The sequence below is a fragment of the Xanthomonas protegens genome (genome assembly GCF_038442435.1).
Taxonomy (GTDB): Bacteria; Pseudomonadota; Gammaproteobacteria; order Xanthomonadales; family Xanthomonadaceae; genus Xanthomonas_A; species Xanthomonas_A sontii.
In genome coordinates this window covers 411,738-435,626 of sequence record NZ_JAQJCQ010000001.1, presented here as the reverse complement: position 1 = coordinate 435,626, position 23,889 = coordinate 411,738, and the positions used below count along the sequence as shown (strand labels likewise).

20 protein-coding genes and 1 tRNA gene are annotated in these 23,889 nt (G+C 61.2%); 20 read left to right on the top strand and 1 reads right to left on the bottom strand.

Annotated features, from left to right (window positions below; translation table 11 throughout):
* Nucleotides 1–145 precede the first annotated feature (145 nt).
* From uvrB to PIQ37_RS01770, 20 genes are all read left to right on the top strand, one after another.
* Nucleotides 146–2,176, top strand: coding sequence for an excinuclease ABC subunit UvrB (gene uvrB / locus PIQ37_RS01860; protein WP_342072133.1), 2,031 nt, complete (start codon nucleotides 146–148; stop codon nucleotides 2,174–2,176).
* A gap of 98 nt (nucleotides 2,177–2,274) precedes the next feature.
* Nucleotides 2,275–2,349: transfer RNA gene (locus PIQ37_RS01855), tRNA-Val, on the top strand.
* A 152-nt stretch (nucleotides 2,350–2,501) separates the two neighbouring features.
* Entirely contained in the window at nucleotides 2,502–2,759 is a 258-nt protein-coding gene (locus PIQ37_RS01850) for a hypothetical protein (RefSeq protein WP_342072132.1), read from the top strand.
* 294 nt (nucleotides 2,760–3,053) lie between these two features.
* Nucleotides 3,054–4,688 (top strand): type IV secretory system conjugative DNA transfer family protein, encoded by a 1,635-nt coding sequence (locus PIQ37_RS01845; RefSeq protein WP_407136375.1) that lies wholly within the window; start codon nucleotides 3,054–3,056, stop codon nucleotides 4,686–4,688.
* Nucleotides 4,689–5,088: 400 nt separating this feature from the next.
* Nucleotides 5,089–5,511 (top strand): hypothetical protein, encoded by a 423-nt coding sequence (locus PIQ37_RS01840; protein WP_017916128.1) that lies wholly within the window; start codon nucleotides 5,089–5,091, stop codon nucleotides 5,509–5,511.
* Between the two features lie 61 nt (nucleotides 5,512–5,572).
* Nucleotides 5,573–6,586, top strand: coding sequence for a virB8 family protein (locus PIQ37_RS01835; RefSeq protein ID WP_342072131.1), 1,014 nt, complete (start codon nucleotides 5,573–5,575; stop codon nucleotides 6,584–6,586).
* Nucleotides 6,583–7,344, top strand: a complete 762-nt coding sequence (locus tag PIQ37_RS01830; RefSeq protein WP_017911235.1) for a TrbG/VirB9 family P-type conjugative transfer protein — start codon at nucleotides 6,583–6,585, stop codon at nucleotides 7,342–7,344. Before PIQ37_RS01835 ends, PIQ37_RS01830 begins: the two co-directional genes overlap by 4 nt.
* Nucleotides 7,341–8,519, top strand: coding sequence for a TrbI/VirB10 family protein (locus PIQ37_RS01825; protein ID WP_342072130.1), 1,179 nt, complete (start codon nucleotides 7,341–7,343; stop codon nucleotides 8,517–8,519). Before PIQ37_RS01830 ends, PIQ37_RS01825 begins: the two co-directional genes overlap by 4 nt.
* A 19-nt stretch (nucleotides 8,520–8,538) precedes the next feature.
* On the top strand, nucleotides 8,539–9,582 hold the full coding sequence (gene virB11 / locus PIQ37_RS01820; protein ID WP_267111512.1) for a P-type DNA transfer ATPase VirB11: 1,044 nt from the start codon (nucleotides 8,539–8,541) through the stop codon (nucleotides 9,580–9,582).
* A 134-nt stretch (nucleotides 9,583–9,716) separates the two neighbouring features.
* Nucleotides 9,717–10,601 (top strand): lytic transglycosylase domain-containing protein, encoded by an 885-nt coding sequence (locus PIQ37_RS01815; RefSeq protein WP_407136372.1) that lies wholly within the window; start codon nucleotides 9,717–9,719, stop codon nucleotides 10,599–10,601.
* Nucleotides 10,602–10,674: 73 nt separating this feature from the next.
* Complete coding sequence (locus tag PIQ37_RS01810; RefSeq protein ID WP_342072128.1) at nucleotides 10,675–11,070, top strand: TrbC/VirB2 family protein; 396 nt, start codon at nucleotides 10,675–10,677, stop codon at nucleotides 11,068–11,070.
* On the top strand, nucleotides 11,063–11,374 hold the full coding sequence (locus PIQ37_RS01805) for a type IV secretion system protein VirB3 (RefSeq protein ID WP_010340363.1): 312 nt from the start codon (nucleotides 11,063–11,065) through the stop codon (nucleotides 11,372–11,374). Before PIQ37_RS01810 ends, PIQ37_RS01805 begins: the two co-directional genes overlap by 8 nt.
* Nucleotides 11,375–11,542: 168 nt before the next feature.
* Nucleotides 11,543–14,014 (top strand): VirB4 family type IV secretion/conjugal transfer ATPase, encoded by a 2,472-nt coding sequence (locus tag PIQ37_RS01800; RefSeq protein ID WP_342072411.1) that lies wholly within the window; start codon nucleotides 11,543–11,545, stop codon nucleotides 14,012–14,014.
* A gap of 66 nt (nucleotides 14,015–14,080) precedes the next feature.
* Nucleotides 14,081–14,857: a hypothetical protein gene (locus PIQ37_RS01795; RefSeq protein ID WP_342072410.1), complete on the top strand. Its 777-nt coding sequence runs from the start codon at nucleotides 14,081–14,083 to the stop codon at nucleotides 14,855–14,857.
* A gap of 81 nt (nucleotides 14,858–14,938) precedes the next feature.
* Entirely contained in the window at nucleotides 14,939–16,012 is a 1,074-nt protein-coding gene (locus tag PIQ37_RS01790) for a type IV secretion system protein (RefSeq protein WP_342072127.1), read from the top strand.
* Entirely contained in the window at nucleotides 16,009–16,518 is a 510-nt protein-coding gene (locus PIQ37_RS01785; RefSeq protein ID WP_342072126.1) for a DUF4189 domain-containing protein, read from the top strand. The genes PIQ37_RS01790 and PIQ37_RS01785 overlap by 4 nt, the downstream gene beginning before the upstream one ends.
* Nucleotides 16,519–16,724: 206 nt before the next feature.
* Complete coding sequence (locus tag PIQ37_RS20640) at nucleotides 16,725–17,129, top strand: DUF4189 domain-containing protein (RefSeq protein ID WP_407136371.1); 405 nt, start codon at nucleotides 16,725–16,727, stop codon at nucleotides 17,127–17,129.
* 124 nt (nucleotides 17,130–17,253) lie between these two features.
* Complete coding sequence (locus PIQ37_RS01780; RefSeq protein ID WP_342072125.1) at nucleotides 17,254–17,799, top strand: DUF4189 domain-containing protein; 546 nt, start codon at nucleotides 17,254–17,256, stop codon at nucleotides 17,797–17,799.
* 164 nt (nucleotides 17,800–17,963) lie between these two features.
* Nucleotides 17,964–18,299: a hypothetical protein gene (locus tag PIQ37_RS01775; protein ID WP_342072124.1), complete on the top strand. Its 336-nt coding sequence runs from the start codon at nucleotides 17,964–17,966 to the stop codon at nucleotides 18,297–18,299.
* A gap of 226 nt (nucleotides 18,300–18,525) precedes the next feature.
* Nucleotides 18,526–20,136 carry an alpha-amylase family glycosyl hydrolase gene (locus tag PIQ37_RS01770; protein ID WP_342072123.1) on the top strand — a complete coding sequence of 537 codons (1,611 nt, stop codon included), beginning with the start codon at nucleotides 18,526–18,528 and terminating at the stop codon, nucleotides 20,134–20,136.
* A gap of 976 nt (nucleotides 20,137–21,112) precedes the next feature.
* Here PIQ37_RS01770 and PIQ37_RS01765 read toward each other — a convergent pair.
* Nucleotides 21,113–23,863 (bottom strand): TonB-dependent receptor, encoded by a 2,751-nt coding sequence (locus PIQ37_RS01765; RefSeq protein WP_342072122.1) that lies wholly within the window; start codon nucleotides 23,861–23,863, stop codon nucleotides 21,113–21,115.
* Nucleotides 23,864–23,889: the final 26 nt, after the last annotated feature.

The window sequence follows — 23,889 nt, the reverse complement described above, 5'->3', positions numbered from 1 at the left end:
CCGTCGTCTCCCGGTGCGAGGTCGCCAGTCTCGCGGCCGGGCGGCAGGGCTTGAATGAGGGGGTTGTGCGTTCCCATGTAGGAAATCTCCCCGGCGCGGGGTCGGCCGACACTGTCGGCCTCGCTCTTCACCTTGAGGCTTGTGCATGTCCGACCGTTTCCAACTCGTATCGCCGTATTCGCCGGCCGGCGACCAGCCGCAGGCGATCGAGAAGCTGGTGGCCGGCTTCGAAGCCGGCCTGGCCAAGCAGACCCTGCTCGGCGTGACCGGGTCGGGCAAGACCTACACCATCGCCAACGTGGTCCAGGCGATCCAGAAGCCGACCCTGGTGATGGCGCCGAACAAGACCCTGGCGGCGCAGCTGTACGGCGAATTCAAGGCGTTCTTCCCCAACAACGCGGTCGAGTACTTCGTCAGCTACTACGACTACTACCAGCCCGAGGCCTACGTGCCGTCTTCGGACACCTTCATCGAGAAGGACAGTTCGATCAACGAGCACATCGAGCAGATGCGTCTGGCCGCGACCAAGACCCTGCTGTCGCGGCGCGATGCGCTGGTGGTGGCCACGGTCTCGGCGATCTATGGTCTGGGCGCGCCGGAGGACTACCTGTCGCTGCGGCTGATCCTGTCGATCGGCGAGCATGTCGAGCAGCGCCAGCTGATCCGCCACCTGACCGATCTGCAGTACACCCGCAACGAGTACGAACTGCACCGCGGCAGTTTCCGCGTGCGCGGCGAGGTCATCGATGTGTTCCCGGCCGAATCCGACAGCGAGGCTTTGCGCATCGAACTGTTCGACGGAGACGTGGAGCAGCTGACCCTGTTCGATCCGCTGACCGGCGAGACCCTGCGCAAGCTGCAGCGCTACACGATCTACCCCAAGACCCACTACGCCACCACCCGCGAGCGCACGCTCAGCGCGGTGGACACGATCAAGCTGGAGCTGAAGGACCGGCTCGAACAGCTGTATGCACAGAACAAGCTGGTGGAGGCGCAGCGGCTGGCGCAGCGCACCCAGTTCGACCTGGAAATGATGGCCGAGGTCGGCTTCTGCAACGGCATCGAGAACTACTCGCGGCATCTCACCGGCAAGGCGCCGGGCGAGCCGCCGCCGACCCTGTTCGACTATCTGCCGCCGGACGCCTTGCTGGTGGTGGACGAGTCGCACGTCACCGTGCCGCAGATCGGCGCGATGTACAAAGGCGACCGCTCGCGCAAGGAAACCCTGGTGGAATTCGGCTTCCGCCTGCCGTCGGCGCTGGACAACCGGCCGCTGCGCTTCGAGGAATGGGAGGCGCGCTCGCCGCGCAGCATCTACGTGTCGGCCACGCCGGGGCCCTACGAGTTGCGCGAGTCTGCCGGCGAGATCACCGAACTGGTGGTGCGCCCGACCGGGCTGATCGATCCGGAAGTGGAGATCCGCCCGGTGGCGACCCAGGTCGACGATCTGCTGTCGGAGATCAACCTGCGCGTGGCCGATGGCGACCGCGTCCTGGTCACCACGCTGACCAAGCGCATGGCCGAGAACCTCACCGAGTACCTTGGCGAGCACGGGGTGAAGGTGCGCTACTTGCACTCGGACATCGACACGGTCGAGCGCGTGGAGATCATCCGCGACCTGCGCCTGGGCAAGTTCGACGTGCTGGTCGGCATCAACCTGCTGCGCGAGGGCCTGGACATGCCGGAGGTCTCGCTGGTCGCGATCCTCGACGCCGACAAGGAAGGCTTCCTGCGCTCCACCGGCTCGTTGATCCAGACCATCGGCCGTGCCGCGCGCAACCTGCGCGGCAAGGCGATCCTGTATGCGGACAAGATGACGCGTTCGATGCAGGCCGCGATCGACGAAACCGGGCGCCGCCGCGAGAAGCAGGTGGAGTACAACCTGGAACACGGGATCGTCCCGAAGTCGGTGGCGCGCCCGATCGTGGACATCCTGGAGGGGGCGCGCGAGGACGCGACCGAGGCCAAGTCGGGCAAGGGCAAAGGCAAGGGCAAGGCGCGCCGGGTCGCGGAAGAGCCGGCCGACTACCGGACCCTGGCGCCGGCGGAGATCGCCTCGCGGCTCAAGGCGCTGGAGCAGGAGATGTACCAGCACGCGCGGGACCTGGAGTTCGAGGACGCGGCGCGGGTGCGCGACCAGATCAAGAAGCTGCGCGATGCCACTCTGGTCGGCTAGGCGGGCCGCTGCGGCGCCCGATCGGAAGGTGGGTATTGTTCTTGTCCGCCAGGTGGGCTAAGATTCGCGCCCCTGCAGCGGTGCGCCGCGGCGGAGAAGGGCGGTTAGCTCAGCGGTAGAGCACTACCTTGACATGGTAGGGGTCACAGGTTCGAACCCTGTACCGCCCACCACGACGCGAAAAAGCGAACGTGGAAACGACAAAGCCGGCAGACGCCGGCTTTTTTGTGTCTGCGCTCCCGCCAGCGGGGGCGCTCGGATGCTGGCCGCGCGGCCGGGCTTGCTTTAGCATCCGAGCGGACGATCAGGCGAGGAGGCCAGGCGCATGGTGGAATACCATCATACGGTGCAAGTCAAAGGACGCTACCAGCTCGTGGCGTTGACCCGGGAGCCGGAGTACAGCCCGGCCAACGTGGTGGGCTATACGGTCACCACCGACGGCGGTGCGCGGGTGGATCCGCACGACATGTCCTGGGACGAGGCGCGTGTCTTCCTGGACACCCTGATCGAGCGCGATCGGGACGCGGTCAGCGCGGAGAAGAAGCCGTCGCGCAGCAAGCCGAGCACGCGGCAGCGTCGCTAGCGCGCCATGCGCGTCTGGGCGGGCGCAGACCCGCCGGCAGCGATCGCTCCGCAGGACATGCCGGAGTCCCGGGCATTGCGCAGGCGCCATCTGGGGCCTGGCGCTTGTGACGGGCCGACCTTCCTGGCCGAGCGCCGTTTCCGGTTGACGCCGTGTTGGCAGGTCCTCCTGCCGCGCACACCACCGACGCAACTCCTCTCAAAGCGCGGAACTCGCTCTAGAATGTTGGCCAGGATGGATCAGGGAGGATAGGGCTTGTCGAATCGTAAACTCGTTGCGGCGGCGCTCGTCGTCGTGCTCACGGCCGTCTGCGGCTATTTCCTGTCCGGCTACCTGGTCCTGCTGCTGCTGAAGCTGGACACGCGGATGTTCGGGCTAGGCACCTACTACCAGTACGTTCACGCCATCGGCTTGCCGGAGGTCGCTCCGTACGTCGGCAAGATCAAATGGGCCGGCTACCTCGGCTTCGGCTTGCCCGGCCTGGTGGCCCTGCTGATCCTGGTGCTGATGTTCAAGCCGCCCAAGCGCAGCCTGCATGGCGACGCGCGCTTCGCCGGCGCGGCCGACCTGTCCAAGCATGGACTGTTCAAGACCAGCGGCGACGGCATCGTGGTCGGCAAGTTCCGCGGCAAGCTGGTGCGCCTGAGCGGCCAGCAGTTCGTGATTCTGGCGGCCCCGACCCGGTCGGGCAAGGGCGTCGGCGTGGTCATTCCGAACCTGCTGGAGTACCAGGAATCGGTGGTGGTCCTTGACATCAAGCAGGAGAACTTCGATCTGACCAGCGGCTGGCGCGCCAGCCAGGGCCAGGAGGTATTCCTGTTCAATCCGTTCGCCGAGGACCGCCGCACGCATCGCTGGAATCCGCTCAGCTACGTCTCCGACGATCCGGCGTTCCGCGTCTCGGACCTGATGAGCATCGCCGCCATGCTGTATCCGGATGGCTCCGACGACCAGAAGTTCTGGGTCAGCCAGGCGCGCAATGCGTTCATGGCGTTCTCGCTGTACCTGTTCGAGAACTGGGACGACGAGCGCAACATCGGCTTCCCCGGCGGTCTCGGCACGCCGACGCTGGGTGCGATCTACCGCCTGTCTTCCGGCGACGGCACCGACCTGAAGAAGTACCTGAAGTCGCTGTCGGAGCGGCGTTTCCTGAGCGGCAACGCCAAGTCGGCGTTCTCCAACCTGCTGTCGCAGGCGGACGAGACCTTCGCCTCGATCATGGGCACGCTGAAGGAGCCGCTCAATGCCTGGATCAATCCTGTGCTGGATGCGGCCACCAGCGACAACGACTTCCTGCTGACCGACCTGCGCAAGAAGAAGATGACCATCTACATCGGCATCCAGCCCAACAAGCTGGCCGAGAGCCGCCTGATCATCAACCTGTTCTTCAGTCAGATCATCAACCTCAACACCAAGGAACTGCCCAAGAGCAATCCGGCGTTGAAGTATCAGTGCCTGCTGCTGATGGACGAGTTCACCGCGATCGGCAAGGTCGACATCATCGCCTCGGCAGTGTCATATATGGCTGGCTACAATGTCCGCCTTCTGCCGATCATCCAGAGCATGGCCCAGCTCGATGCCACCTATGGCAAGGACATCTCGCGGACCATCATCACGAATCATGCACTGCAGATTCTCTACGCTCCGCGCGAGCAGCAGGATGCCAACGACTACTCCGAGATGCTCGGCTACACCACCTTCCGCAAGAAGAACGTCACCCGCGGCAAGGATGTGACCCGAAGCGTGTCGGAGGAGAAGCGGGCGCTGATGCTGCCGCAGGAGTTGAAGGCGATGGGCAACGATCAAGAGGTGTTCTTGTACGAGGGCATTCCGCACCCGGTGAAGTGCGACAAGATCAAGTACTACAAGGATCGCTACTTCACCGCGCGGCTGCGTCCCAAAGTCGACATTCCGACGCTCTCGATCTGAAAGTGTGACGAAAAACACCTATTTTTTGGGCGTACTTATCATTTGAACGTTTTTTTGCCAAATGCTTGACGTGGGCATGCCCCTGCGGCACATTCTCGCGAGTATGGCGGTGCGTTGGTAACAGAAACAGGAACAGGGGCGTGGGCCGAACGGCGCACGTAAGGGGTGACATGGAAGGTTTGCTGTCAAATTCCGTTTTCTTCGGCGCTGATCGCGCGGCCTCGGATACGTCCCGTTGTCTGCCGCAGATCCGTGCCCGCGCCGTTTCCGGCGCCTTCCTTGCCGCGACGCGCGTGTCGTGCCGTCGCGTCGAACTTCGCCATCCAGCAGTGGGCCGCGTGCGCGCCGCCCGCTCTCTATACGTTTCCGCAATTCAGAGGCTCGCGTGAAAAGAACGCATATGTTTCGGCTGATCGCTACGTTGAGTGCCGTCGCGCTGTTGAGCGCCTGTGCAACCAGGCCGGCACCCGACTTCCGCGGCAAGTGGAAGCCGGTCAACCGTTTCTCCGAGTCGACCATGGAGATCCCGCTGTACTCGTCGTACGTGTATCAGGCGATCCCGATGGACGGCACGCTCAAGACGATGCTCGAGCGCTGGGCCAAGGATTCGAACATGCAACTGTCCTACGGCATCCAGTCCGATTACACGCTGTATGCCCCGGTCGCCAAGATCAACACCACCAGCATCCAGCAGGCGGTCGCCGAGCTGAGCGTGGTCTATGCGCAGGAAGGGCTGAGCGTGACCGCGGCGGGCAATCGCATCCTGGTGCAGCCGTCGTCGTCGCTGAGCGGCGCGCCGGCAGCCAGCGGCAGCGCGAAGTGACGTCACCGTCGGCCTGCACGCTGTGCGCCGACAGCCACATTACGAAACCTGGTGAAGTCTGATGTTCGGTAAAAAGCCGGTCGAAAGCGAAAACGTCAACAAAGCGGTAGCGAAGGCGGTCAACTACGAAATCAGCATTGCGGATCTGGCTCGCCGCAGCGAGCGCCGTGCGTGGTGGGTCGCGTTCGGGGCGATCATTTTGTGTTTGCTTCTCGGTGGCGGTTACTACTACATGCTGCCGTTGAAGCAGAAAGTGCCGTATCTGGTGATGGCGGATGCGTACACCGGCAATTCGACGGTGTCGGTGCTGCGCGACATCAGCGATATGCACAGCATCACGACAAGCGAAGCGTTGGCCAGAAGCAATGTGGCAAGGTTCATCACCGCCAGAGAGTCCTATGATTTCGAGATGATGGGACTCAACGACTGGGATACGGTGTTCTCGATGGCGCCAAAGTCCACGGCGGTGGGCGCCGAGTACTACAACTTGAATGTAGGTAATCCGAGTTCGCCATATAACACTTACGGTAAGGCTCGAGCCATTCGGGTGAAGATCTTGAGCATCAACCTGCTGGGTGGAGGCGGCAAACCCTACACTGGTGCCAATGTTCGCTTCCAGCGCAGTATTTACGACAAGAAGAACGGCCAGTCCACGTTTCTGGACAACAAGTTCGCCATTCTTGGCTTCCGCTACAACAACAATCTTGCGATGGAAGAAAATCTGCGCGTGCAGAATCCGCTCGGCTTCCAGGTAACCGACTACCGGGTCGACAACGACTATTCGGCCATGCCAGTTCCTCCGTCGGCCGCCGTGCAGGCGCCTGCAACAGGTGCGGCTCAGCAGCCGATGACGGGGCAGCAGCAGGTACCGGGGCAGCAGCAGGTACCAGGGCAGCAGCAGGTACCAGGGCAGCCGATGGCGCCGGACGCGAACGGCTCCATGCCGTTCCCGCAGCAGGCGCCGATGCCCAACCCGGCGAGCCCGCCTGTCTATCCAGGGGCGCAGCCGGCTGCGGCGTCCCCTGCACCCAACGTTGCACCTCAGCACAACGGTAATGGAGCGAACGTTCGATGAGTTTCCTGACGAAAACCGGTTCGGCGCATCTTGCGTTGCTGGCTCTGGGCCTGTTCGCGCCGATCGCGTCGGCCCAGGTGGTTCAGCAGTACGAGTACGAGCCTGACAAGATCTATCAGGTACGTACCGGCCTGGGCATCACCACGCAGATCGAACTGAGCCCGAACGAGAAGATCCTCGATTACAGCACCGGTTTCACCAGTGGCTGGGAACTCAGCCGTCGCGAGAACGTCTTCTACCTGAAGCCGAAGAACGTCGACGTCGACACCAACATGATGATCCGCACCGCCACCCACTCCTACATCCTCGAATTGAAGGTGGTAGCGACGGATTGGCAGCGGCTGGAGCAGGCCAAGCAGGCCGGCGTGCAATACAAGGTGACCTTCACCTATCCGAAGGACACCAGCTTTGCCGCAGCCAGCGACGAGGTGAAGGACGAGTCGCAGCTCGACACGCGCTTGACCAAGGATCGTCATTACTACTTCGACTACGACTATTCCACGCGTTCCAAGCAAATGTGGATCGTGCCGAGCAGCGTCTACGACGATGGCAAGTTCACCTACATCAAAATGGATCTGACGCGTTTCCCCACTGGCAACTTCCCGGCCGTGTTCGGTCGTGAGAAGGAGAGCGATGAGGATTTCCTGGTCAATACGACAGTCGAGGGCAACACCCTGATTGTCCATGGGACCTATCCCTTCCTGGTCATCCGCCACGGCAAGAATGTTGTCGGCTTGCGTAGGAACAAGCAAAAGTGAACTCGAATCTACCCCCGTCTGACGAAAACTACGGCAACGACCACGGTCAGCCGCGTTCCCCGCATGCGGACGATGCGCCGCGCGAGAATCCCTATTTCGCTCGCCAGCAGCAGACCGCTGACCCGGATCTGGACGCCAACGAGCCGGTGCTCCGCTCCAGCGATCTGAAGAAGCTCAATCGCAAGGCGCTGGTGTTCCTGGGCGGCATCGCCGCGCTATTGATCCTGGCGATCTTCTGGCTGGTGAGCGGCAGCAGCACGCCTGAGCCGGCACCGAAGCCGCGCCAGGAAGCGGTGGTGGCGCCTGCGCTGCCGCAGACGGCCCCGCCGCCGCCGGTGCAGCCGGCCGAGCCGGTACCGCTGGCCGAGCAGCCTAGCCTTCCGCCGCTGCCGCCGATGCCCACCGACAATGACCCCATGGTGCAGTCGTCGTCTCGGCAGGACCGCGGGCCGTCCCTCCTGGAGCGGCGCATGGCCGGCATGCAACAGGACGCAGGCATGGGCGGGCAGGGTATTGGCATGCCGCAGGGTCAGGAGCAGGGAGGCTTGCAGCAGCAGGACCAGGTGACGTCCGCCAAGCCGATCGCCAACCCGGACGGTTTGCTGGTGCGCGGCACCTATATCCGTTGCGTGCTGGAAACCCGGATCATCACCGATTTCCCAGGCTTCACCTCCTGCATCATCACCGAGCCGGTGTACTCCATCAACGGTCGTCGCCTGTTGCTGCCGAAGGGATCGAAGATCCTCGGCCAGTACGGTTCCGCGGAACCGAACGGCCCGCGCATGCAGGTGGTCTGGGACCGCATCACCACCCCCACCGGCATTGATGTGACCCTGGTCGGACCCGGCGTCGACAACCTCGGCAGCGCCGGCCATCCGGGCCAATACAGTGCGCATTGGGCGAGCCGCATCTCGTCCGCGCTGATGATCAGCTTGCTCAGCGACGCCTTCAAGTGGGCGGCGGCCGAGAACGGGCCGAAGACCACGACCACCGGCATCAATTCCGGCGTGGTCACCGAGCAGCCGTACGAGAGCAACACGGCGCAGTCCATCCAGCGTCTGGCCGACCAGGCACTGGATCGCCGCCGTCCCGCCACCGTGACCATCAACCAGGGCACCATCGTGAACGTCTACGTCGCCAAGGACGTCGACTTCACGGCCGTGCTGCCGCGTTGACCGAGATCGAGACAGCGACGTGACGTTCGACGACTCTCCGACCGCGCAGATCTCCACGGATTTCCTGGATTACCAGTACTCGGTATTGGGCATCCTGGATTACCTCAACTCGCCGGACGTGACGGAAATCTGCATCAACCGTCCAGGCGAGCTGTACCTGGAGACCCTGCGTGGCTGGCAGCGAATGGATATCCCATCGCTGACGTTCGAGCGCGCGCGGCAGTTCTGTACGGCGGTGGTCAACGAGAGCAATACCGGCCAGCGCATCACCGATGCCGATCCGGTGGTGTCGCTGACCTTTCCGACCGGACAGCGCGCGCAGTTCGTGATCCCGCCGGCCTGCGACGCCGGCAAGGTGTCGATCACCATCCGTCTGCCGTCCAAGCACACCAAGACCCTTGAGCAGTACAAGGAAGACGGCTTCTTCCAGGAAATCCTGGAGGTGCAGTCGGGTCTGAGCGAGCAGGATCGCGAGCTTCTCGAGCTGCGGCGGCAGCGCGATTACGCAGAGTTCTTCAAGAAGGCGGTACTGTTCAAGAAGAATGTGGTGGTTGCCGGCGCCACCGGTAGCGGCAAGACCACCTTCATGAAGTCGCTCGTGAATCACATCCCGCACGAAGAGCGGCTGGTGACGATCGAGGACGCGCGCGAGCTCTTCATCAGCCAGCCCAATTCCGTGCATTTGCTCTACTCGAAAGGCGGACAAAGCACGAGCAACGTCACCGCGAAGAGCTGCATGGAAGCATGCCTGCGCATGAAGCCCGACCGCATCATTCTTGCGGAGTTGCGTGGCGACGAGTCGTTCTACTTCATCCGCAACTGCGCCTCCGGTCATCCCGGTTCCATCACCAGCTGCCATGCTGGCAGCATCGGGCAGACCTGGGATCAGTTGGCACTGATGGTCAAGGCGTCGGCCGAAGGGTCGGGCCTGGAGTTCGCCGTCATCAAGCGGTTGTTGATGATGACCATCGACATCGTTGTCCACATCAAATCGCACGCGGGCCGGCGCTATATCACCGGTATCGATTTCGATCCGGAACGCATGCAGTCGGGTGGGGGATGAATATGTTCATTAAGGTGATAAGGCGAAACGGCGCCGATTGACTTTGAATTTTTCTTCCAACACGATTGATTTGCGACATCTGCGGCGTTCTGGGCGATTTGCCACGACGCCGATGCATAGGGAGTAACCACGGCATGTTGCCAGGCATGGAACTACTCAGCTGTCCCGAAATGGCGGTTCCGGCTGAAGTCATGCAGCACGTTGTGCGCGTCGAGTCGTCGCACAATCCGTTCGCGATCGGTGTGGTCGGCGGTCGCCTGGTGCGTCAGCCGCAGAACCTGTCCGAAGCGGTGGCCACGGCGCGGATGCTGGAAGAGAAGGGCTACAATTTTTCTCTCGGCCTGGGGCAGGTCAATCGCTACAACCTGATCAAGTACGGCCTGGATACCTACGAAAAAGCTTTCAAGACCTGTCCCAATCTGCAGGCGGCCTCGAAGATCCTGGCCGAGTGCTATAGCCGCTCTGGCGGTAACTGGGGCAAGTCGTTCAGCTGTTACTACTCCGGCAACTTCGAGACCGGGTACCGCCACGGTTACGTGCAGAAGGTCTACGCGTCGATCAACCAGGGCAGGGCGCTCGCCGCGTCCACCGCGGGTGCGATCCCGGTGATCCCGGCGGGAAGCGTGCGTCGGGTGGTCAACGACTCGGTGAGGGCCGCGGCGGTGCGCGAAGTCGATTCGATCGTGTCGCGGCGCATCGACGCGGCGGCCAATCGACTCGCCAGCGATCTTGCGACGCAAGCTCAATCATCAGTACGTTCCCAGGCTGCCATTGCGGCGCCTGTGCAGCCAATAGCGGGTGCTATGGTTGCCACCTCGGCGCAGGCGGCGGCTGCAGATTCCGATCTCTACATCATACGACCGACAGGCGCCGGCAAAGGAGTGGCGGTTCCTGCAGGTGGCGGAGCGCCCCCAGCTCCGCACGTTGCCGCACACGCGCCTCAGGCCGTGGCGGGAGCGGCCGTTCCTGGCGCAAGTACGCCGCCGCCGACGCCTGGCGACGGGGCCTTCGTATTCTAGCCAGATGCAGTAGCGCGGCCATGCAAATGGCTTTTTGATCACCCCCTGTTTTCCAGTCAAGGAGATACTCACGATGTTCAAGAACAATCAGATGAAGTCGAACGCCAAGGTCATCGGCACGGCGGCGTTGCAGGCGACAGTGTTTGTCGTGGCATTGCTCGCGTCCAACTTCGCGATGGCGCAGGAATATGCAGATGTCGACACCAAGGTCTGTGGCTTCCTCGGCAAGACCAACAACATCCTGAACATGGCATCCATCGTCGTGGTGACGATCGCGGTCGTCTTCGCCGGTTACCAGATCGCGTTCGCACACAAGCGCGTTGCCGAAGTGGCGCCGGTGCTGCTGGGTGGTGTGCTGATCGGCGCGGCCGGCCAGTTGGCCAAGATGCTGATCGGCGACACTGGCCAGAAGCAGTGCACGGCCACTGCGGCGATCGATATGATCCAGCACGTTCTGCACTATGCATAAGAACGTACTTTTCCGGGGCTGCACCCGACCGGCGATGTTTTTCGGGGTGCCGTACATCCCGTTCTTCATCGGCGCGGGTGGCGGCTTCCTGATGGGTATCTATTTCGATATGTGGCTGCTCCTGCTCATTCCGGTCATCGTCTTCGTCATGCAGCAGATGACCAAGCGGGACGAGATGATCTTCCGCATGCTCGGGTTGCGCTGGATGATGCGGATGCGCGTGCGCAACCTGCAGCGCTATTCCGGCATGTGGGTTTTCTCGCCGAATGAGTACAGGAAAGAGGTGCCGGGCGCCAAGCGCTAGCTTGGAACCGGGCACCGGATCTCGACCTCATGCACGACGCCTGTGTCGTGCATGGGGTTGTTCGGTTTTTCGTGTCGACGCGCGATGTTGGTGTGAGTGCAGTCGGCGGTTCCCGGGGCATGCGCGCCGGGCCTTTGCAAGACGAAACGGATTCTGAGTTATTCCATTATGTTCATCCCGGATACTTCGATCAGCGAATTCATCTCCATCTCCACGCATGTGGCGCCGTCCGTGCTGAAGACGACGGGGGGAGATTTCATGCTGATCTGGCACTTGGGCGGGCTGCCGTTCGTGGGCCGCGAAGAGTGGGAGATCGAACACCGGCACAACACCTTCAATCGTATGCTGCAGACTCTGCGCGCCCCGGACTTCGCCAACGTGGCGTTCTGGGTGCACGACGTGCGTCGCCGCCGCCGCATCAAGAACGCCAACAAGTTCAAGCAGGCGTTCAACCAGGAGCTGTCGGACCAGTACTACAGTGCCTTGTCCTCGCAGAAGATCATGCAGAACGAACTTTACCTGACCATGATCTATCGCCCGGTGGTGACGGGCAAGCGGCTCATGGACAAGTCGTCGAGCATTCCGCAACTGCAGTCCGAGCAGGACCAGGCGATCGCCAAGATGCTTGAGCTCGCCGGCAACGTCGAAGCCGTGCTGAAAGACTACTCGCCCTACCGGCTAAGCATGTACGAAGCCAGCAACGGCGTGGTGTTCTCCGAGGCGCTTGAGTTCTTCGGCTATCTGATCAACCGCATCGACGAGCCGGTGCCGGTGCTGCAGGCGCCGGTGCCGGCGTATCTGCCGGTCAGCAAGCACATGTTCGCCAACAAAACCGGCGATTACGTGATCAAGACCCCGGAGGGCGTCAATCATTTCGGCGCCATTCTGAACATCAAGGAATACACCGACGGAACCTATCCCGGGATCCTCAATGGCCTGAAGTATCTCGACTTCGAGTATGTGGTGACCCACTCCTTCAGTCCGATGGGCCGGCACGACGCGTTGAAGGTGCTCGATCGCACCAAGGGCATGATGGTGTCCTCTGGCGACAAGGCTGTGAGCCAGATCCACGAACTTGATCTGGCGATGGATCAGCTGTCGTCGGGCAATTTCGTCTTGGGCGAATACCACTTCACCATCGCGGTGTATGCCGAGACGCAAGAAAAGCTCGCGCAGCAGGTGGCGACAACGCGCGCAGAGCTGTCCAACGCGGGTTTCGTTTCGACAAAGGAGGATCTGGCGGTCGCTTCTTCCTTCTACGCTCAGCTGCCCGGCAACTGGCGCTATCGCACGCGTCTGGCCAATGTCAGTTCGTTGAACTTCCTTGGCCTGTCGCCGCTGCACAACTTCGCCCAGGGCAAGCGCGACAACAACCCTTGGGGCGAGTGCGTCACCACCTTGCAGACCACCAACGGCCAGCCGTACTACTTCAATTTCCACGCCACGCATCCCGCGGAGAACTCGCTCGGCGAGAAGGCGATCGCCAACACCATGGTGATCGGCAAGTCGGGTACCGGTAAGACCGCGTTGATCAACTTCCTGCTCAGCCAGGTGCAGAAGTTCGATCCGGTCCCGACCATCTTCTTCTTCGACAAGGACCGTGGCGCCGAAATCTTCGTGCGTGCCTGCGGTGGTAACTACCTGGCGATGGAGAACGGCCAGCCTACCGGCTTCAACCCGTTCCAGTGCGAGCGCACCGAGGCGAACGTGCAGTTCCTGGCGGACCTGATCAAGGTCCTGGCCGGCAAGATCGAGTACACCTCGCGCGAGGAGGAGGACATCTTCCGCGGCGTGGAAGGCATGCTCGATACGCCCATGCATCTGCGCAGCATGACCAACTTCCGCAAGAGCCTGCCCAACATGGGCGACGACGGTCTGTACGCGCGCATGCGCAAGTGGACGGCAGGCAACTCGCACGGCTGGGTGTTCGACAATCCGGTCGATACGATCGACCTCGAGAAGGCCAGCATCATCGGCTTCGACTACACCGACGTCATCGACAATCCGGAAGTGCGGGTTCCGGTCATCAACTACCTGCTGCATCGGCTGGAAGCCCTGATCGACGGCCGGCCGCTCATCTACGTGATGGACGAGTTCTGGAAGATCCTCGATGGCAAGGGTGGCCTGAAGGAATTCGCCAAGAACAAGCAGAAGACCATCCGTAAACAGAACGGCCTGGGCATCTTCGCCACCCAGAGCCCGGAGGATGCGCTTGCCAGCGACATTTCCGCGGCGCTGGTCGAACAGACCGCGACGATGATTCTGCTGCCCAATCCCAATGCAAGCAAGGAAGACTACATGGACGGCCTCAAACTCACCGAGGCCGAGTACCAGGTCGTGGTCAGCCTGGACGAGCGCTCGCGCTGCTTCCTGGTCAAGCAGGGCCACGGGTCGTCGGTGTGCCAGCTCAATCTGCGCGGCATGGACGATGCGCTGTCGGTCATCTCGGCATCGACCGACAATATCGAAATCATGCACCAGGTGCTGGAGCGCAAGGCCAAGGAGCACGGTGTCGCGCCGGACGATCTGACGCCCGAGCAGTGGTTGAACGAGTTCTACGCACGTCGCAAGGGCTCAGGAAAATCGGGTCCGGCGAGGTCGGTGTCTTCGGATAATCGCGGGGCGGCAGCGGTCACCTGACCGCTTTGCCCAAATCACGCATGGCGGTTTTTCTACCAGATCTGTGTTGAGGTATTTATGAACAAGATGACGAAATCCTTCACCCGTATTCGCATTGTTGGCGCGGTTGCCTTGCTTGCCTTCTTGCTGCCGGCAACCGCGTTTGCGCAATGGGAAGTAGTCGACAACAAGCAAATCGACGAGAACGGGAAAAACACCGAAAAACTCCACGACAAGCTCGATGAGATCTACAAGTCCGGTTTCATCAGCAAGAGCACCGGGGAGAAGCCCAGTGGCGAAGAAGTCGACAAGCCGAAAGAGAAGCTCCAGAAGGTCGACGACAATTACGGCGTTTCAACCTGTGCCAGCACGACATCCAGCACGCCCGTTTCAAGCGAACAGCAAAAGACGTGTGAGCTCATTCAGCGCACGCGCAATTCGCAGTACAACTACATGGTGGCAATGTACGACATTACCGACAAACGCTTGAAGCGGTTGCGGGAGATCGAAAATGAACGTCAGAGCATCAAGCCCGAGCAGGTTGGCTTGCTGGAAGACAACACCAACAAGCTGATTGCGCTCAAGACGTTGATGGATATCGATCGCCAGCAGACCGAGTCGGCCATGTTCGCCTACGAGAAGCGGCTCGCGTTCCTGACCGAAGTGCAGTCGGCGGGAGCCAAGGCGGCCATGACCGGGCAGACGGCGCCATCGGCCACGGATACCGGTGGCGGTGGCTTGTTTCCGGGGTGGAGCGGTCTTGGCGATATCGCGAGCAAGGCGGTTGGCGGTGCGGTGGTGCTAGGCGCGCTGCAGGCGATCAAGTCGGACGGCAAGATTCATAGGTTGAGTATCGACGATTAACTTGAATCTCTTTCAGTTTCTAAAGGGTCGGTTTGTGGCAATGATGTTTGGCGATGCGGGCGCCCGCGCGATGGAGTGTTTATGAATTTCTTAACGGATTTGGGGAATTATTTAGTATTCACCCGCATCAACGACTTCCTGCGCGACGAAATCGACTACTTCCAATGGTCACTGCTGATGCGGATGTCCTGGTGGGTGTCCGTGACGGCGATGAGCGCACTGACGCTGTGGGTGCTTTACAAGGGCTATCGCGTGGCGACCGGCCAGTCGCGTGAGTTCGCGATGGATCTGGTGGTGACGTCGCTGCGTTCGGCGTTGATCGTCGGTGCGGCGATGAGCATGGTCTCCGCGAGCAACCCTTCAGGAGAGGGCGACACGAATAGCCTCTATTGGCGTCTCACCGATGGATTGAGCAGTGCCATCGTGAAGACGGTCACAGGCAGTTCACAGAGTCCCTACAAGGAAATCGACAAGAACCTGGCGCTCATGCAGGTGGGCATGACGGTCATCGACCAGATCAATACGGCCGGCAATTCGGAGCGCCAGAGCGAGAAGGATCGGGCGCGCATGTTCACTGGCATCGGCATGGCGGGCCCGGCGATCGTCGGTGGGTCGTTGCTCTTGTTGAACAAGTTGGCGATGGCGCTGTTCGTCGGTTTTGGGCCGTTGTTCATCCTGTGTCTGCTATTCGATGCCACGAAGTCCTTGTTTCAGAGGTGGCTCTTGTACGGGATCGGAACGGTGTTCTCTTTGTCTGTGCTGACGTTCACCGTTGCGCTTTCGACAAAGGTGACCACGGCGGTGGCATCGGGGTTCATCGCGGCCTGGGCAGCGTCGAATGGCTCAAGCGAGGGCGTGACCAGTATGTCCTTGCAGCAGGGTGGGATCGGCTTGGTACTGAGCACCTTGATCATCACTGCACCACCGATGGCGGCTTCGTTCTTCCAAGGCACCCTGGGTCAATTCAGTGCGTATTCGGCGTTCGGGCAGATCGGGCGAGATCCCGCCAGTGGCCGGCCCTATACCCCGCAAGCGCCTGTTCGTGATAACGCCGAAACTAATGTGAATACAAATACTGCTCACGTTAATGCTAGAAATGTTGGCGGTCACGCTGATGTTGTTACAAACCCTGGTTCGCGTGGTAATGCATCATGATGGCGAAGTATCAAGAAATGAGAATTCTGCGCATCTCATTCGCCCTTTTGCTATTGGGATGTGTCGGCGTCGCACATTCGCAAACGCGTTGTCCTGTCGGTGCTCAGGCTGGAAGCGCACAGTGCTTACCTGATGATGAAATGTCTGCCCCCCCACCGAGGCCAACAGGGGAGTGGATTAAAACATGGGGAGCTATTGTCAATGCCGATAGCACGCAAGAGGCTTGGGCATCGTCCAGAATGCTATCGAAAGAGCAGGCAGAAGATGACGCGCTGGATCAGTGTAGGTCCGCTGGTTACAAGGGTTGCACTGTAACCTTCACTTATCGAAATCAATGCGTTGCCATCTCATCGCCAAGTGGCGGTGCGACTCAAGGAGGAATAGCGGGTAGGGCGGATTTGGCAAAAGCGAAATCTTCGGCTGTGGGTATATGTAAGAAAAATGGTGGCTCTGGATGCTCTGTGATTTACAGTGAATGTTCAGAACCTGTTTTTAAGAAATTCTAGGTTTTTTTGGGGCTTTTTGCATCTGGCCAATTGGATAATTGTACGATGGATGTGGCGGCGCAAAAGGCCAGAGTTAAGTTGCAGCCTTGGTGGTTTTAGTGATTAAGGGGCAATGATTGATTTGTGAATAAGAAGATATTTTTATTTATCTCGTCTTTTTCTTTTTTTTCCTTTCTTTCGGCGCCTACGGCCAGGCCCGTTGTCCAGTGGGCGCCCAAGCCGGGAGTGCACAATGTCTTCCAGATGATGCGGGTGAGGCGCCTCCACGCCCTACTGGTGAATGGATCAAAACTTGGGGTGCACTGGTCAGCTCAAATACGGCACAAGGAGCGTGGACATCCAAAGGGAAATTCTCCAAGGATGATGCCGTTAGTGATGCTTTAGGTAGATGTCAAGCTACCGGCGCTCCCGATTGTCATATTGATTCGACTTATTTTAATCAATGCGTGGCGGTTGTCGGTTCGCCCGATAAGATAGGACTATCAATTTCCAAGGCGAAGAACGAGTCTATAGCAAAAAGTGCTGCATCTGCTGATTGCCAGCAGAGAGGAGGGCGGCAGTGCGAAGTGAAATTTTCCGACTGCACTGAGCCATTCTTCAGGAAATTTTAATGCCTAGTTGTGATGGCAAGAAAGCTTTTGGCTGTGCGTTAGACGCTTCCAGCTTAGTAGGGTAACCAACAGATGGCGACTAGGTGGTGCGGGCGATCTGGATCGCGACCGGGTGGGCGGGGGCATGAGAAAAATTGTCGATTTTGAAATTGATGTTTCCAGGCCTCTTAGGGTCGAAATGTGTAGTGTTTCGATGCGTAGCCTTGTTGCTTTTTTTGTTGGAGCTTTTCTTCCAGCAACTCTGTTTGCCCAAACACGTTGTCCGGTTGGGGGGCTTGCTGGAAGCGCTCAGTGTCTCCCTGATGAAGAAAGCTCCTCATCTGCTCGTCCTACGGGGGAATGGATTAAAACATGGGGTGGCATTGCTAGTGCCCCAAATGGGGAGGGTGGGGTAAGTTCAGGGCAGTTGTCCAAGGTGGATGCTGAGAATGTCGCTCTGCAGAACTGTAGAGCGACTGGTGCCGATCACTGCAAGGTTAACTTCGTCTACTACAATCAATGCGCTGCTCTCGCATACCCAGTGGGTAGTGCGGGTGGCTTTTTTCGTACAGGGAAGACTGTTGATGATGCAGTGAAGTTGGCAGTTGTTGATTGTGAAAAAGAGATAGTTGGGCGTCATTGCAAGATTAAGGTAAATGAGTGTACGGATCCTGTTTTTAGAAGGTATTAGGGCTTTATTTTTGCGTGATATTTGTGCGTGCCATTCAGGTATTTATTGTGTGCGCTCGAGATGGTTGATAAGTTTAAAGATAATCCAGCTTCGACAGAGTTGATGGGTTGCGCCGTCGTCGAAGACGACGAGTATCGGAATGAAGTTTTGAGAGGAGCAAGTCCATGAAAAAGTTGCTGCTGGTGATGCTCTGTTCCACGGCTTGGAGTGCGATGGCTCAATCGCCCCAGGAGCATCTTCGCTATCGGAACGACGATCCGTTCGTGTTCTGTACCGAGGGCCAGAAGGACCCCGGCAAGTGTTGGGTGCCGCTGCCTCCCTATACCACGGGAGCCTACATGACGATGCCCTACTGTCAGCCTATCGATCCGTACGGAAAGCCTTGGACGCCGCAAGACTACGATTCGCTCGGGCAGTATCAGCGCGTCTGTCCGCTGGCGTTGAAGTCCGGTGGCTGGACGGGGAAGAAGCCTGCAAATATGTCGCCAACGGAACACTGAGCGAGGGCATGCATGCTGAGGTGTTTTTCCTCGGCTGAACCGAATTGCCGTCGGCGATCAGGGATGTCGAGACGATCCAGGCGCCAAAACTGACGATTCAAGCCGATGGCGGCGCAGTGCTGAATACGTATGCAAGCACCGCTGAGATTCCTGCATCAACGCTACTCTAACGCAGCGTTTCGCGTGCCCGTCGCACGCGCAATCTCTGCCCGAAGGGGGGCGTTGCATGTCTCAGGCTCCATGGTGGCGCGGTGCCGTCATCTATCAGATCTATCCGCGTAGTTTTCTCGACGCCAACGGCGACGGTATCGGCGACTTGCCCGGCATCGTGCGCAAGCTGGACTACATCGCGGCGTTGGGCGTGGATGCGATCTGGATCTCGCCGTTCTTCAAGTCGCCGATGGCCGATTTCGGCTACGACATCGCCGACTATCGTGAGGTCGATCCCCTGTTCGGCACCATGGCCGACTTCGATGCGCTGCTGGCCAAGGCGCATGCGCTGGGCCTGAAGGTGATGATCGACCAGGTGCTCAGCCACACCTCGGTGGAGCACGACTGGTTCAAGGAAAGCCGGCAGAGCCGCGACAATCCGAAGGCGGATTGGTACGTGTGGGCCGATGCGCGCGAAGACGGGGCGCCGCCGAACAACTGGCTGTCGATCTTCGGTGGCGTGGCGTGGCAGTGGGAGCCGCGCCGCGGGCAGTACTATCTGCACAATTTCCTGGCCTCGCAGCCGGATCTAAATTTCCACAATCCGCAGGTGCAGCAGGCGACGCTGGACAATGTGGAGTTCTGGCTGGCGCGCGGCGTCGACGGCTTCCGGCTGGACGCGATCAATTTCTGCTTCCACGATCCGCAACTGCGCGACAACCCGCCCAAGCCGCCGGAAAAACGCGTCGGCCGCGGCTTCAGCCCGGACAATCCGTACGCCTTCCAGTACCACTACTACAACAACACGCAGGCGGAGAATCTGCCGTTCCTGCAGAAGTTGCGCAGTCTGCTCGACCGCTATCCGGGCACGGTGAGCCTGGGCGAGATCTCGTCGGAGGATTCGCTGGCGACCACGGCCGAATACACCCGCGCCGGGCACCTGCACATGGGCTACAGCTTCGAACTGCTGACCGACGATTTCAGCGCCGCCTACATCCGCGAGACGGTCTCGCGTCTGGAAGCGGCGATGACCGAAGGCTGGCCGTGCTGGGCGATTTCCAATCATGACGTGCAACGCGCGGTCACGCGTTGGGGGCAGGGCGCCGAGACGCCGGCCTTCGCGCGGCTGCTGATCGCGATGCTGTGTTCGCTGCGCGGCTCGGTCTGCGTCTACCAGGGCGAAGAGCTGGGCCTGGGTGAGTCAGAGGTGCCGTTCGAGGCGCTGCAGGATCCCTATGGCATCGCGTTCTGGCCGAACTTCAAGGGCCGCGATGGGTGCCGGACGCCGCTGCCATGGGATGCCAGCGATCAAGCCGGTTTCAGCACCGGGACGCCTTGGTTGCCGATCGCGGCGGCGCATCGCGCACAATCGGTGGCGGCACAGGAGGCCGACCCGCAGTCGGTCCTGCATGCGATTCGCCAGTTCCTGGCCTGGCGCAAGCGCCATCCGGCCCTGCGTGAGGGCGACATCGTGTTCCACGAGACGGCTGAGCCCGTGCTGATGTTCCAGCGTCGCCACGCCACGCAGCGCTTGCTGCTGGCGTTCAATCTGTCCGCCGACGCCGTCGACGTGGCGTTGCCTGAGGGCAGCTGGCAGGCGCTGCAGGTGCCGGGCGTGGTCGCGGGCGCGGCCGGAGAGCGCTTGCGTTTGCCCGGCTATGCGATGGTGTGCCTGCAAGGCGCGTGAACGCGGCCAAGTGATTGCTGCGACGGCAGCGTCGCATCCTGCTGTGTGACTACGGCGCTGCCAGGATGGCATTTGGGAGAGACAGTCCAGCGTGCATCGCGTCGGATGAGCCTCATGCCTGCCGAGGGCCTTGGCGCTTGTTGGACGACACTGATGTCTCCGGAATTTCAGTGTCCGTGGTGGCATGTTGCGGTGGCCTTGCCGTCTTCGCGGTTTGGCGTGCCCGGCAATCAGGGCACGCGTCGTCGCCGACAATCACGCCGTCCTGGAACCAGGGCCAGCTCGGAGACTTGCCTTGCTGGCACACACAACAGACTGCTGCGTCGCTGCCGGCGTGGGCCAGGCGACGCGGCCACGAATCCGCCGTCATCGCTGCGTCCATCGCGGCAATGTCACCATGTCTGCACGCCGGCCTTTGTGATCTGAAGACGCCGCTTTTCCAGCGATGCCACCAGGTCTCGATCTCGCGGCCTCCTGGCTGAGACCTGTCGTCAACGATGGTGGTGTTGACCTCGATCAGCTACCGCAGCATCGCGTCGGCGCGGATGCATGGTCCGTGGCGCGGTCGGGCCGGTCAGTTCGGAGTTCAGCGTTGAATGTCCAGGCATGGCGCTTTCTGCCACGTAGAGGGCTTGGGCCATGCGCTCCTGAAGTACAGATCCTTTTCAGCGACGCGGCCATTTCGCGCGCCCGCGGCTTTTTTGTCGGGAACTTCACAGGCGCGGCGAGATCTCCATCAGTTCCCGCACGATCGCCTTCTGTGGATCTTCTTGCAGGCGAAGAGGTTGGTGTGCGCCCTCACATCCCCTCGTCTTGATCCGATCGGCAAACCAGATCGCCGCCGCTGCTCGCTCCTGATCTCATCGTTTTCTCTCCGGCCACCCCGACATTTGACATACCCGTACGCGGCAACCTCCCCAACGAAAACACCCGCCGGGTGCGCCGGCGGGCGTCGTCTGCGTGCTCTACGCTGTGCTCAGAACTTGTAGTTCACGCCCAGCATGTAGGTGCGGCCCCATTCGACGTACTCCAGCGGGCGATCCTTGGTGCCGGCGTAGGTGCGGTAGGGCGAGTTGGTCAGGTTGCTCGCCTGCAGCAGCAGGCTCAGCCCGGCCAGGGTGCTGCCGTCGGCAAAGGTGTAGCTGACCTGCGCGTCGGTGACGTTCTCGCCGACCACATAGCGCAGCGTGCGGTTGCCGTTGAAGTTGCCAATCTCGCCGATGAAGTCCGAACGCCGCCGCTGGCTGACGCGTGCTTCGAAGCCGTTGCGCTCGTAGTAGGCGGTGAAGTTGTACACGCGCTTGGACAGGCCGGGCAGGTCGATCGGCGCCGAGCCCACGCTGGACGCGCTTTCTGGATCGACGATCTTGATGTCGCTGTCGTTGAACGTGGCACTGGCCTGGATGCCGAAGCCGCGCAGGCTGTCGGTGAACATGTCCAGCGGCAGCGAGGCGGTTAGTTCGAGCCCGCGCAAGGTGCCGCCCTTGCCGTTCTGCGGCGAGGAGAAGGTACCGGTGGTCTGCACTGGCACGGTCATGTTGGGCGGGCGCACGTAGCTGGCGAGCAGGGCGGAGAAGTCGTAATCGTCGCGCGACTGCGTGTAGATGTAGCTCTTCAGGTCCTTGTAGAACACCGCAGCAGCCACGTAGGCCTTCTCGCCGAAGTACTTTTCGTACGACAGGTCCAGCGCGTTGGCGCGCCACGGGTCGAGCAGGGGATTGCCGCCGCTGCCGCCGGGCTTGCCGGTCGAGGTGTCAACGCCGAAGTCCAGGCCGGCGCGCATCTGGTCCACGCGCGGCCGCGCCACCTGCTTCGCCGCGGCAAAGCGCAGGGTCTGCTGGTGCGGGAACAGGAAGGCCAGGTTGAGGCTCGGCAGCCAGTCGTTGTAGGTCTTGCCCGCGTCGATCGGCAGCACGTTCTGGCCGGCCGGACGGGACTGGTCGAAGTAGCTGGACTGCGAGCTCTGGTCGGCGTGCTGCAACTGCACGCCGATGTTGCCGCGCACGCCGACCTCGCCGATGTCGGTGTTGATGTTGGCGCGCAGCCAGGCCGTGGTGATCTTCTCCTGCACCGTCCAGGACTTCGGAATCAGGTAGTCCAGGTTGGTGACCGGGTTGAAGGTCATGTAGCGCGAGACCGCCGCCGGCACGTTCCAGGCCGGGATGGTGCCGATGCCGGCGAAGCCGAGGTTGACCGGGTCGTACTGCAGGTCGCTGGCGATGCTGGTGTCGCCCTGCGCGCCGAGCAGGATATTGCCCTCGGCCTGGGTCTTCTGCTTGCGGCGGTCGGCGTAGTTCACGCCCACGTCGATGTCCGAGAACCAGGTCAGCGCCTGCGGTGCCGGCAGGGTCGCCGCCAGGCGGCCGCCTTTCAGGCGATCCTCGACCTCCGGCACCTTGCCGTAGCCGGAGCCGTAGATGGTGTTGGTCAGGAACAGGTTGTTCGGGTCGGAGTAGTCGCGGCCGGGGGTGATCTGCGAGAAGCCATTCGGCTTGACCACGAGACCGACCGTGTCCAGCTGCGGCATCGGCACCAACTGCAGGTTGTTCTCCAGGTTCAGCTCCTTGCGGGTGGCCTTGGAGTAGTTCAGGTCGGCCATCAGGCGCACGCTGCCGAGGTTGAACTCGTTGTTCCAGCCGAATGCGTCGATCTTGTCCTTGCGCTTGTTGTACATGCCGCGCACCAGCGGATACACGCCGCTGGCGGTGCCGCCGGTGAAGCTGCCGTTGGCGTCGACTTGCGGATTGGTGATCAGCAGGCCGGGCGTGTAGCCGCCGTTGTAGTTGCTGAGATTGACCTCGAACTGATTGGCGGTGTCGATCTGCTCGGCTTCGGTATGGAATGCGTCGAAGGTGCTGGTCCAACTGCTGGACGGACGGAACTGCACGGTCGCCATCACGCCGTCGCGCTTGTTGTTGCCGGTGCGGCGCAGCGCCTTGATGCCGTCGGAGAAGTAGGTGCCCGGGGCCACGCCGGGGCGGCTGCCGCTGTCGGTGTTCTGCGTGGTCCACGGCTCGTACAGGCCGACCTGGTTTTCCTGGATCGGCATGTCGCTGTGGGCGTAGCCGATCGAGAATCCCAGGGTGTTGTCCAGGAACTGGTCGATGTAGCTGGCGCTGAAGCGATTGCCGAAAGCGTCGACGTCGGCGGCCTTGCCGAGCGAGCTCTTCTGCAGGCGGCCGCTGACGGCGATCACCCGGTCCGGGAAGCTCAGCGGGCGCACGGTCTGCATGTCGATGGTGCCGGACAGTCCCTGGCCGACCAGGCCGGCGTCGGGCGTCTTGTACACGGTCACGCCGTTGACCAGTTCCGAGGGGTACTGGTCGAACTCGACGCTGCGGTTGTCGCCGGTGCTGACCACTTCGCGGCCGTTGAGCAGGGTGGTGGCGAAGTCGGGCGACAGGCCGCGCACGCTGATCACCTGGGCGCGGCCGGCGACGCGCTGCGCGGCCAGGCCGGGCAGGCGGCCGAGCGATTCGGCGATGCTCACGTCCGGCAGCTTGCCGATGTCCTCGGCCGAGATCGCTTCGACGATGGACGTCGCGTCCTGCTTGATCGCGATGGCGTTCTCGATGCCGCGGCGGATGCCGGTCACCTGGACCTTGTCCAGTTCGGTGACCGGATCCTTGGACGTGGTGGCGGTGGTATCGGACTGTGCAGCAGCCAGCATCGGCGTCATCGCGACGGCTAGCGCCAGCGTCAGCGCGTTGCGCTTGTGGTTCAACATTTTCCCCTCCCAGGCAATGTTGTCTT

Excerpts from the sequence above, each read along its gene's own strand:
- PIQ37_RS01835 (WP_342072131.1), top strand. The coding sequence starts at position 5,573 with ATGTTCGGTAAAAAGCCGGTCGAAAGCGAAAACGTCAACAAAGCGGTA.
- PIQ37_RS01800 (WP_342072411.1), top strand. The coding sequence starts at position 11,543 with ATGTTCATCCCGGATACTTCGATCAGCGAATTCATCTCCATCTCCACG.
- PIQ37_RS01790 (WP_342072127.1), top strand. The coding sequence starts at position 14,939 with ATGAATTTCTTAACGGATTTGGGGAATTATTTAGTATTCACCCGCATC.
- PIQ37_RS01765 (WP_342072122.1), bottom strand. The coding sequence starts at position 23,863 with ATGTTGAACCACAAGCGCAACGCGCTGACGCTGGCGCTAGCCGTCGCG.
- PIQ37_RS01810 (WP_342072128.1), top strand. The coding sequence starts at position 10,675 with ATGTTCAAGAACAATCAGATGAAGTCGAACGCCAAGGTCATCGGCACG.
- PIQ37_RS01770 (WP_342072123.1), top strand. The coding sequence starts at position 18,526 with ATGTCTCAGGCTCCATGGTGGCGCGGTGCCGTCATCTATCAGATCTAT.
- PIQ37_RS01830 (WP_017911235.1), top strand. The coding sequence starts at position 6,583 with ATGAGTTTCCTGACGAAAACCGGTTCGGCGCATCTTGCGTTGCTGGCT.
- PIQ37_RS01775 (WP_342072124.1), top strand. The coding sequence starts at position 17,964 with ATGAAAAAGTTGCTGCTGGTGATGCTCTGTTCCACGGCTTGGAGTGCG.
- PIQ37_RS01850 (WP_342072132.1), top strand. The coding sequence starts at position 2,502 with ATGGTGGAATACCATCATACGGTGCAAGTCAAAGGACGCTACCAGCTC.
- PIQ37_RS01815 (WP_407136372.1), top strand. The coding sequence starts at position 9,717 with ATGTTGCCAGGCATGGAACTACTCAGCTGTCCCGAAATGGCGGTTCCG.
- PIQ37_RS01780 (WP_342072125.1), top strand. The coding sequence starts at position 17,254 with ATGAGAAAAATTGTCGATTTTGAAATTGATGTTTCCAGGCCTCTTAGG.
- PIQ37_RS01785 (WP_342072126.1), top strand. The coding sequence starts at position 16,009 with ATGATGGCGAAGTATCAAGAAATGAGAATTCTGCGCATCTCATTCGCC.
- PIQ37_RS01840 (WP_017916128.1), top strand. The coding sequence starts at position 5,089 with ATGTTTCGGCTGATCGCTACGTTGAGTGCCGTCGCGCTGTTGAGCGCC.
- uvrB (WP_342072133.1), top strand. The coding sequence starts at position 146 with ATGTCCGACCGTTTCCAACTCGTATCGCCGTATTCGCCGGCCGGCGAC.
- PIQ37_RS01795 (WP_342072410.1), top strand. The coding sequence starts at position 14,081 with ATGACGAAATCCTTCACCCGTATTCGCATTGTTGGCGCGGTTGCCTTG.
- PIQ37_RS01805 (WP_010340363.1), top strand. The coding sequence starts at position 11,063 with ATGCATAAGAACGTACTTTTCCGGGGCTGCACCCGACCGGCGATGTTT.